Origin of the sequence: Nonomuraea sp. NPDC049419 (assembly GCF_040676995.1) — a bacterium.
Classification (GTDB): domain Bacteria; phylum Actinomycetota; class Actinomycetes; order Streptosporangiales; family Streptosporangiaceae; genus Nonomuraea; species Nonomuraea salmonea.
This window is the reverse complement of the sequence record NZ_JBFAQB010000042.1, coordinates 1-10,167: the sequence shown is the minus strand read 5'-3', so window position 1 is coordinate 10,167 and position 10,167 is coordinate 1. Positions and strand designations below refer to the sequence as shown.

The 10,167-nt window shown below is 67.8% G+C and carries 6 protein-coding genes; 4 read left to right on the top strand and 2 right to left on the bottom strand.

All coding sequences use genetic code 11. The annotated features are described in order from the left end of the window. Positions 1-1,342 (bottom strand): right-handed parallel beta-helix repeat-containing protein (locus AB0K12_RS48240; protein ID WP_364576111.1); only part of this gene is annotated, 1,342 nt, incomplete at its 3' end. Between the two features lie 172 nt (positions 1,343-1,514). Continuing rightward, complete coding sequence (locus AB0K12_RS48235) at positions 1,515-1,769, bottom strand: hypothetical protein (RefSeq protein WP_364576109.1); 255 nt, start codon at positions 1,767-1,769, stop codon at positions 1,515-1,517. A 1,158-nt stretch (positions 1,770-2,927) separates the two neighbouring features. On the opposite strand from AB0K12_RS48235, the gene AB0K12_RS48230 reads away from it, so the two are divergent. The 4 genes from AB0K12_RS48230 to AB0K12_RS48215 form a co-directional block, all read left to right on the top strand. Continuing rightward, a complete protein-coding gene (locus AB0K12_RS48230) occupies positions 2,928-4,022 on the top strand; it encodes a glycosyl hydrolase 53 family protein (protein ID WP_364576107.1) in 1,095 nt (364 codons plus the stop codon). A gap of 152 nt (positions 4,023-4,174) precedes the next feature. After that, positions 4,175-5,680 (top strand): discoidin domain-containing protein, encoded by a 1,506-nt coding sequence (locus AB0K12_RS48225; protein WP_364576105.1) that lies wholly within the window; start codon positions 4,175-4,177, stop codon positions 5,678-5,680. A 30-nt stretch (positions 5,681-5,710) separates the two neighbouring features. Next, the gene (locus AB0K12_RS48220) at positions 5,711-7,945 is read left to right on the top strand and encodes a carbohydrate-binding protein (RefSeq protein ID WP_364576103.1); all 2,235 of its coding nucleotides are present in this window, start codon (positions 5,711-5,713) and stop codon (positions 7,943-7,945) included. 301 nt (positions 7,946-8,246) lie between these two features. Beyond that, a partial coding sequence (locus AB0K12_RS48215) for a family 43 glycosylhydrolase (RefSeq protein WP_364576101.1) occupies positions 8,247-10,167 on the top strand: 1,921 nt, incomplete at its 3' end.

Below are 10,167 nucleotides of genomic sequence, written 5' to 3'. Positions count from 1 at the left end.
GCCGCTCGAAGGCGCCGAGATCCGGAGCCTGCCCGGTGTAGGGCAGGCCGACGTCGGTGCCTTTGTCGATCAGGGTGCTGTTGGCGGCAAGGCGCAGGTGGGGCAGCGTGGGCAAGCTACCGTCCGCCTGGCGAGGCGCGTCCCAGCCGGAGGTCGATACGCTCTGGAACTGGGAGTCCGACAGGGTGGCGCCCAGGTCCCAGGAGTTGTACGCGGAGCTGGTACCGGTCATGTTCGACGTCAGCGTGCCCGTGTAGGCGATGTTGTTGCGCAGGTTGCCCCGGCCGACGGCGGCGCCGCTTGCGTCGATTCCCAGCATGTTGAAGTCGGGGCGGTTTCCGTAGCTGGTGTTGTTGAAATAATCGTTGGCCACCGGGTGGTGGTTGGAATAGAAGCCGGCCGCCTTGTTGAGGAAGGCCACCGAGAAGCGGACGGTGTGCTTCACCGCGCCGGCGTCGTACTCGGCGCCGAAGCCGCCTACCTTGAAGCCGGCGCCGTTGCCGGAAGACGTCGTCGTCCCCGGCAGGTAGCCGTTGCGCCAGGACCACGAGTTTTCGATGGTCACGGGCGAGTAGGTGGAGATGAGGTCGTAACCGTCATCGGCGTTCCACCACGCGCGGCAGCCCCGGAACACGTTCGCGGGACGGCCGGCCGGCGTGTAGTGGGCACCGAAACCGTCGGCGTTCTCGCCGGGCCCGTCTGAGCTGTTCGGGTCGTAGTTGTCATGCGAATCGGAGTTGAGAACCAAGGTGCCGCCCCCGCCATTGATGAACAGCCCGGTTCCCATGTGGTGATGCGTGTTGATCAACTCGAAGATGTTGTTGCTGCCCGACACCCAGATCCCCCAGGACTCGGCGTTCAGCTTGTTGTTCTGCGGCACGCCCCTGACTTCCAGCCCTTTGAGGTGGATATAGCTGCCGGTGACGCTGAATCCCTTGATCCGGCAGTTGTCCGTCATGCGGGAGAAGTCGAATACCGGCTTCTCCCCGGGATAGGCCCAGTAGCGGAGCGGGTTGCCGGAACTGCCGCTCTTGTTCAGGGTGATCGCGTCGACTCTGGCCGTCTGGCTCGTGCAGTTGCCGTTGGCCCGGGTGTAGGGGTAGGTGCCGCCCCGGAAGTAGACCGTGTCTCCCGGCTGGGCGGCAGCTTGCGCACGGGCGATCGTGGCCCATGGAGCGGCTTGCGTTCCCGAGGCGCTGTCGCTGCCGTTCGGTGCGACGTAGTAGACGGCTCCGGCCGCCGCGTTGCCGGCCGCCACGGACGTGGTGATGAACGCGGTGGAAGAACCCACCACGACTGTCGCGATCAGGGCGGCACGCGCCACCGTCATGCAGCGTTTCATCACTGAACTCCGTCAGACGTTGAGGAAGCCATCCCTGGTTGCGCCGGCGGCCGATCAAACGACGAGACGATCCCGGGCTACGGGCACGACTCAGTTGAGATGGGCGTGCCCGAACAGGCTGAGCCAGGCCACAGCCATCGGCGGGCACAGGAGCCGGACGGCATGAAACGATTCATCCCAAAGTGCGGGCAGGAGCGCTTCTGCCCTCCTTGCCCCTCGCGATCGGGGCGACGACGTACTTGGAGGCAGGCGTTCCAGCGAGTTCCAGGTAGTCGGTGCCGTCGGTGACCGTGGCGATCGGCCGGCCGTCGCGGCAGACACTGAAGCCGGCACCCACTCCGCCGCCCGTTCCGGCTCCGGCACCCTTGAGACCCAGGAAAGGCCAGCTGAAATATGCCGCCCGGTTGGCGTCGTGGCGACCGGACACGGTCGAGGCGTTCCATCCCGTGCGCGGTCCGGCCGTCGGCGGGCGTGGCCGGGAGCACGCGCACACACGACGGCGGTCTCGATCGTGAGGGCTGATCGAGTGGGGCGCATGGGAGCTCCTAGGGGGGTCGGAGCAGTTAAATCGATATAACGGCGCAAGCGTAGGAGCGTTGACAGCAGCCCGTCAAGGCTTCCTTCTCTCTCAGCCCTCGAGATGCTCTCCGGCGTCTTCGACTCGGCACCCCCGTCCTTCGCGGCACAAGTGCTCCGTCGACGTGGACGGCTTCCGCGACCGGGACTCTCTGCGTACCGACCATTGGCGCCGCCTTGCGCTTCGACCCGAGCCCGGCATCGACGACTCCTCCCCCAAGGGGCCAGGGATGGCGTGGCGAACGGAGCAGGCGCGGTGGTGGTCTTCAGCAGGCAGCCCGCATGGTGAGGCGGCTGTGAGCACGCGGTTTCCGAGCAAGCGGCTCGCCGCCGACGTGGCGGGGACCGGGCTGCCGGGACGGTCGACGGCCGCCGCGGCGAACTCCAGCGGCATGGCCGGCCGAACCGGTTACCACAGAGCACCGGTCGTCCCCGCCAAGGTTCCTGCCGTCATCCGGTTCGCTGTGCCACGCCCGCACGGTCGGCCGGCTTCTACATGCGCCCGATGGAGGGGGCGCATGAAACTTTCACGTCCGCACTCCGGAGATCTCACTATCTGGGAGCGTTCACAGAGAGGAAGAGGGCCTTCTCACCAACGATGGCAGGTGTCTGCTTGCCAACAGCGCCCCCACCTCGGATTTCAAACGGGCCCTTTCAGTGCGCCAGGTTCTGCATTACTGTGCACGCTCACAGAGCCTCATCCAGTCTGTGAGGAGGACACGTGGTCGCATCCCCCACCCCACTCGCGACTTCGCGCCCGATCCCCGCCATCGCCCGCCGCCGCAGAACATGCGGTGCCACGACATCCGCCTAACTGCGACCGCCGACACCAGCCCGCTCATGTGAACGGTCCGCCCGCCCGCGTCCCAGGACGCGGGCGCCACTGGGCCGTCCACCGTGTCCGCAGCCGGCGACACCGCCGGCCGTGCACGGTCGGCCGCGCCATCTGCATGGGCAGGTGCTGGGGTGATCCCTGCTTTCGATCCCCGTTCCGACCGCCGGAGGACCCATGAAAAGGATCTTGGTGGCGCTGGCGTTATGTGCCGCCGCGATTGTCCCCGCCGGGCAACCGGCCCACGCCGCCGCCGCATCGCTCGGCATGCTCGGCGCTGATGTCTCCTCCTTGCAACGCGCGCTGGATCTGGGCGCGAAGTACTACGACGCCGGTGGCGCGCAGCGAGATCCGCTGGACATCCTCAAGGGCATCGGCGTCAACTACGCCCGCCTGCGGATCTGGAACAACCCGATCAGCGGCTACAACAACAAGGCCAAGGTGCTGCAACAGGCCAGGGCGATCAAGGCCAAGGGCTTGAAGCTGATGGTCGACTTCCACTACTCCGACACCTGGGCCGACCCCGGCAAGCAGTTCAAGCCCGCCGCCTGGTCCAGCCATGGCATCAGCCAGTTGCAGACCGACGTCTACAACTACACCTACGACGTGTGCAGCAGCCTCAAGGCGCAGGGCACCGTACCGGACAGCGTGCAGATCGGCAACGAGATCAACACCGGCATGCTGTGGAACGACGGCAGGGTGACCAACAACGACTTCACGAACCTGAGCCTGTTGCTCAAGGCCGGGTACAACGCGACGAAGGCCTGCAACTCCGGTACCCAGGTGATCATCCACACGGCACTGGCCGAAAGCCTGTCCTCTGCCCGCTGGTTCTACGACGGGATCCGGGCCAAGGGCGTGTCCTGGGACATCACCGCCCTGTCGTACTACTGCATGTGGCACGGCACGCTGTCGAACTTGTCCACGGTCATCGCCGACATGCGCGCCCGGTACGGCAAAGACGTGGTGATCGCCGAGACCGCCTACCCCTTCACCGCCGACAACGCCGACTCCACCCGCAACGTGGTCACCTCGGGCTGCTCCGGATACGGGACGACCTGGCAGGGCCAGGGCGCGCAGTTCGCGGCGGTGCAGAGCACAGCGCGTAACGCCGGTGCGATCGGGGTCTTCTACTGGGAGCCGACCTGGTACGCGGTGCCCGGTAACGGCTGGGACCCGGCGAATATCGCAAGCAGCGGTAACGAATGGGACAACATGGCCGTCTTCAACTGGAGCGGCCACCTCAATCCCCACGTCAGGTGGACGCCATAAGCCCGAGGGCGACCGTGCCTGCCGAGCACCCCGCCCGCTCCCAGCAGGCCAGGGCCCGTGGCACCTGAGACACCGGCCCGTAAGGAGCGATGGCCCGCCGTGCAGGCGGCGCCGTGCCACTGCAGACCTTCACGAGAAAGCGCGGAATCACCATGGGTTCCTCTCGGTCAGCCGGCCGCGTTCCCGACCTGCCGGGCTCTTCGAGACTCGTCGTGCTCGCCTTCCTCACCCTCCTGGCGGGCCTGCTGGCCGTGCCGCTCGCGACTCCGGCCGGGGCGGTGACGGATCTGGCGCTGGGCAAGGCCGCGAGTGCCGACTCCAGCCAGTCCGGTCGCGGACCGTCCCTGGCCAACGACGGCGACACCGCCACCCGTTGGTGCGCCGCCGACGGCAGGACCGGCCACTGGTGGCAGGTCGATCTCGGAAGCGCGGCGACGCTGAGTGGCACCGAGGTGCGCTGGGAGTTCGCCCGCACCTACAGGTACCACGTCTCGGTCTCCACCGACGGCACGGCCTGGACGCGGGTGGCCGACCGGACGGCCAGCACGACCGCCGCCCAGGTGCAGAGCGACGTCTTCACCGCGACCGCGCGGTACGTGCGGATCACGGTGACCGGGCTCGCCGCGTCGACGTGGGCGAGCATCGCCGACTTCAAGGTCTTCGGCGCCGACACCGGCACCCCGCCGGGGCCGGAGCCGGATCCGGCACTGCGTTCCAGGTGCACCGGCACCTCGCCGATCACCTGCCACTTCGACGTCCAGCCGGGCAACTACGACGTGACCGTGGTCCTGGGCAACCCGGCCAGCCCGGGCGTGACCAGCGTGCAGGCGGAGGCCCGCCGTACGGTGTTGCCTGCCGTATCGACGGCGGCGGGCTCGTATGCGCGGTATTCGTTCACGCTGAACGTGCGCCAGCCGGAAGGGCAGCCGACCGGGCAGGGCGGCACCGGGAGGCCAGGGCTTGACCTGGTCTTCTCCGGGCAGGCGCCGAAGCTGAACGGGATCGGGCTGGCCCCGGGGAGCGGGCCGGTGCTGTATCTCGCGGGCGACTCGACCGTCTGCGACCAGCCGGTCGCGCCGTACACCGGGTGGGGGCAGCAGCTCCCGCAGTCCTTCAAGCTGGGCCTGTCGGTGGCCAACTACGGCGACTCGGGCGAGAGCTCGGGCAGCTTCCTGTCCAACGCGGCGCTGTTCCCCGCGATGAAGCCGCTGATCCGGAGCGGCGATATGGTGCTGATCCAGTTCGGGCACAACGACAAGTCGACGACGGCCTCGGCGTTCGCCTCGAACCTGACCAACCTGGTGACCCAGGTGCGGTCGCAGGGCGGGACGCCGGTGCTGGTCACGCCTCCGGTGCGTCGGCTGTTCGCCGCCGACGGCGCGCTGACTTCGACGGCGCTGCACGTCAACGGGGTGGGCGCCGACCTGCCGGCGACGATGCGGCAGGTGGCGGCCGCGCAGAACACGTCGCTCATCGACCTGACCGCTGCGAGTGAGGCGCTGGTGGAGGGGCTCGGCCCGAACGCCTCGGCCGCGCTCTACCTGACCGAGCTGAATGACAACACGCACTTCTCCGCGCACGGCGCGAACGAGATGGCCAAGCTCGTCCTGCTGCGCATGCGCGAGCTGAACCTGTCGCCGATGCCGTACCTGCGATAACCACCCCCGACCTACCTGTTGGAGTTCCTCATGTCCTTACGCAGACCACACGTCGCGCTGCTGTCCGCCGGCGTCACGCTGACGATGGCCGCCGCAGGCCTCGTCATGGCCGCGGAAGCCTCCGCGGCGACCCGCTACGAGGCGGAAAACGCACCGGCCACGTGCGACGGCTTCATCGAGTCCAACCACGCCGGCTTCTCCGGCAGCGGATTCTGCAACGGCAACAACGCCGCCGGGGCGGCGGCACAGTTCACCGTGACCGCGGCCGCGGCCGGCGATGCCACCATCGCGATCCGGTACGCCAACGGCGGGACGGCGGGCCGTCCCGCGGACGTGCTGGTCAACGGCGCGGTCGCACACGCCGCCGGCGCGTTCGACCCCACCGGCGGCTGGACGACGTGGGTGACCAAGACGCTGACCGTGTCGCTGAACGCGGGCGACAACATCATCCGGTTGAGCCCGACCGCCGCCGACGGCCTGGCCAACATCGACTATCTGGAGGTCGACGCGGGCACCCAGAACCCGACCGGCCGCCAGATGGAGGATCTCAACCGCGGCCTGATCAGCGTGCGCTCGGGCAGCGGCAACCTGGTGTCCTGGCGGCTGCTGGGCACCGAGGGCACGAGCACCGCCTTCAACCTCTACCGGGGCTCGACCAAGCTGAACTCCTCGCCTCTCACCGGCGCCACCAACTACCTGGACAACGGCGCGCCGGCGGACGCCTCCTACACCGTCCGCGCAGTCGTGAACGAGGCCGAACAGGCCGCGTCCGAGCCGTCCCTGCGCTTCACCGGCGGCAACTACCTGGACGTGCCGATCTCCCGGCCGGGAAGCAACTACACCGCCGGAGACGCCAGCGTCGGCGACGCGGACGGCGACGGGCAGTACGAGATCTTCCTCAAGTGGGATCCGAGTGACCAGAAGGACAACTCGCAGTCCGGGGTCACCAGCAATGTCTACATCGATGCGTACCGGCTCAACGGTCAGCGGCTGTGGCGCATCGACCTGGGCCGCAACATCCGGGCCGGCGCGCACTACACGCAGTTCCAGGTCTACGACTACGACGGCGACGGCCGGGCCGAGCTGGCGGTCAAGACCGGTGACGGCACCGTCTCCGGCACCGGCCAGGTGATCGGCAACGGCAGCGCCCTGCACCGCAACTCCAACGGCTACATCATCACCGGTCCCGAATACCTGACCATGTTCAACGGGCTCACCGGCGCCGCCATGTCCACGGTGAACTTCGACCCGGCCCGCGGCAACATCAACGACTGGGGCGACAACTACGGCAACCGCGGCGACCGGTTCCTGGCCGGCACCGCCTACCTGGACGGCCAGCGGCCCAGCCTCATCATGGGCCGCGGCTACTACGCCAAGAGCGCGATCGCCGCCTGGGACTTCCGCGACGGCCAGCTCACCAGGCGCTGGAAGTTCGACTCCAGCAGCGCCGGCAACCAGTGGACGGGCCGCGGCGCGCACTCGCTGTCCATCGCCGACGTCGACGGCAACGGCACCGACGAGATCATCTACGGCGGCATGACCATCAACGCCAACGGCACCGGCCGCTACACCACGAGCTTCTACGCCCACGGCGACGCCCTGCACGTCGGAGACTTCGTGCCCAGCCGCCCGGGCAAGGAGATCTGGATGATCCACGAGCAGAGCTCCGGCGCCTCCGCCACGCTGCGCGATGCCAACACCGGCTCGACCATCATGCAGAAGAACAACACCTGTAACTGTGAGGGCCCTGCTCGCGGCGTGGCCGCGGACATCCACGCCGGCAACGCCGGCGGCGAGTTCTGGGGGTCCGGCACCGGCCTTGGCAGCCTCTTCAACGCCTCCGGCGGCAGTGTCGGGCGCAACCCCAGCAGCTACAACTTCCTGGCCTGGTGGGACGGCGACCCGGTGCGCGAGCTGCTGGACGGCAACCGCGTCGACAAGTACGGCACCGGCGGCGACACGCGCCTGCTCACCGCCTCGGGCGCGCACTCGGTCAACGGCACCAAGGCCACCCCGTCCCTGTCCGGCGACCTCTTCGGCGACTGGCGGGAAGAGATCATCCTGCCCCGGGACGACAACGCCGCGCTGCGCGTCTACGCCACCACGGCCCAGACCGACCGGCGGATCTACACGCTGATGCACGACGCCCAGTACCGCGTCGCCATCGCCTGGCAGAACACCGCCTACAACCAGCCGCCTCACCCGAGCTTCTTCCTCGGCAACGGCATGAGCACCCCGTCGCAGCCCAACATCTACGTCCGCTGAAAAGCTGACCGGGACCTTCGACGTCGGCAGGGCCACCGGCGCCCCGGTCCTCGACCTCCACAAAGTGAGCTACGCCCTCTGCAACGGCCTGAGCTTCTGCCCGTGCAACGGCGATCACACCTCCGGTCCCGTCGGCGCGTTCTTCGCCGGCGACCACACCCACCGCGAGGCGGCCGATACCTCAGTTACTTCTCTTGGCCATTCGATTGGATCCGACCACGGCGACCGGACTGCCCAACGTCGACTACCTCGACGTCAGCGGGTGAGAGCGCCGGCGCCACGATGGACGAAGGGCAGCACCATGATCGGTACCTTACGTAAAACGCTGGAGCGGGGAGGGCTCGTCACCGCGGCATGGCTGGTCATGTCAATGGCGGCGTCCGGTGCCCCCGCCGCGGCGGCTGAACCCCTGGAGGCTCGCGACAGCCACGTCTCCCGCTACTCTGCCGCGGACTACACCGCCGGTTCGTGGGCGGCCTTCTCCTCGGCCAGGGACTCACTCGCTCAACGAGGAGGAGACGACGCCACCGCCCGCGAGAAACTCCAGAGGGCCGCTGACGGTCTGGTCATGGTTCGTGGCCTGAAGAGTCTGGTCGCGGACTACAAAACCCGCCCCGCTGGCAAGTACACGAGCGACTCCTGGGTGCCCTTCGCCAAGGCTTTGGCCAACGCGGACGGCGTCGCCGCCGACGCCTCGGCAACCGCGTCGGAAGTCGCCGCCGCGAAGACGGCGCTGACGACCGCCGCCGGCAACCTCGTGGCCGCCGACGAGGGGACGTTCCAGACCATCACGAACGATGTCTTCTGGAACGACACGAGCGGCAACCCCATCTATTCGCAAGGCGGCGGTGTCTTCAAGTTCGGCGACACCTACTACTGGTACGGCGTGCACTACACGGGCGCCGAACTCTACCGGGCCAATCCGACGAGAAAGTACGACGGCGACGTCACGTTCGTCTCGATCCCCGTGTACTCGTCGAAGGATCTGGTGAACTGGAAATTCGAGAACCGCGTCGCCACGCGCTCCACGAGCCTCGCCGGCGGCGCCACCCTCGGCCAGGCGGGCTGGGTAGGCCGGCTGGGCGTCTCCTACAACGAGAACACCGGCAAGTACGTGCTGGTCGTGCAGGCGTATCTCCCGTCGATGGGTGGTGACGGGGTTCTGTTCCTCCGGGGCGACTCGCCCACCGACACCTTCGACTACGCCTACTTCCAGACCCAGGTCGTCAACTCCCCCACGACGGGCACCGGAGATCAGACCGTCTTCACCGACGATGACGGGAAGGACTACCTGATCTTCTCCAACCGGGAAGGGCGCTCCCGTGCCTTCGTCTCCAAGCTGAGAGAGTCCGACTCGCTGCGGGTGGAGCCCGCCGTGCAGATCGGCTACAACTCCGCCGGGCGCGAGGGCAACGCCATGTTCAAACTCGACGGCAAGTACTACCACGCGGCCTCGGACCTGCACGGCTGGAACACCTCGGTCACCCATGTCATCGAGTCGACCAGCAGCGACATTCAAGGCTCCTACACCGGTGAGTACACCCTCGCCGGCACCGAGATGGACTATAGCCACGTGACCCAGACCGGGTTCTTCGTGACCGTCAAGGGAACCAAGCAGAACACGGTCATCTACGCCGGCGACCGCTGGGCCGACTTCGCCTGGAACGGCATCGGCTACAACCAGTGGATGCCGGTGACCAAGACCGGATCCCGGCCCCAGTTCCATTCCGTGAGCCAATGGCAGTTCAACGCCACGACCGGAGAGTGGCGTGTCGGTCCGGCCAACAACTACGCTCTCAACCCCAATTTCCAGGCCGACCGCATCATCGTCTCCCAGGTTCAGGGATGGACCAACTTCCGCGAGTCGGGGCCGAGCTCCCTCGTGACCAACGTCGACGGCGGTGCCAACGGGTCGCGCTTCGCACTGCGGATCGGGGCCACGCAGTCCTATGCGGGTGGCGTGCGGCAACAGATCACTGTGCCGGCCGGCGTCTACAGGCTGTCCGCGTTCGCCAGGATCACCGGTTCACTCAGCGCCGCGCAGGTGACGATCACGGATGCCGGCGGTGCCTCGCGCACGCTCAACATCCCAGCATCCAGCGGCTGGACCCGACGCGAACTCGCGGAGATCCCGGTGTCCGCCGGCACGGCCACCATCACGATCCGGGCGGCTTCCGGCAACGGATACCTGTTCGTCGACGACCTCGGACTCGTCAGGACGT

Coding starts and splice junctions, on each gene's coding strand:
- AB0K12_RS48220 (WP_364576103.1), top strand. CDS start 5,711: ATGTCCTTACGCAGACCACACGTCGCGCTGCTGTCCGCCGGCGTCACG.
- AB0K12_RS48225 (WP_364576105.1), top strand. CDS start 4,175: ATGGGTTCCTCTCGGTCAGCCGGCCGCGTTCCCGACCTGCCGGGCTCT.
- AB0K12_RS48230 (WP_364576107.1), top strand. CDS start 2,928: ATGAAAAGGATCTTGGTGGCGCTGGCGTTATGTGCCGCCGCGATTGTC.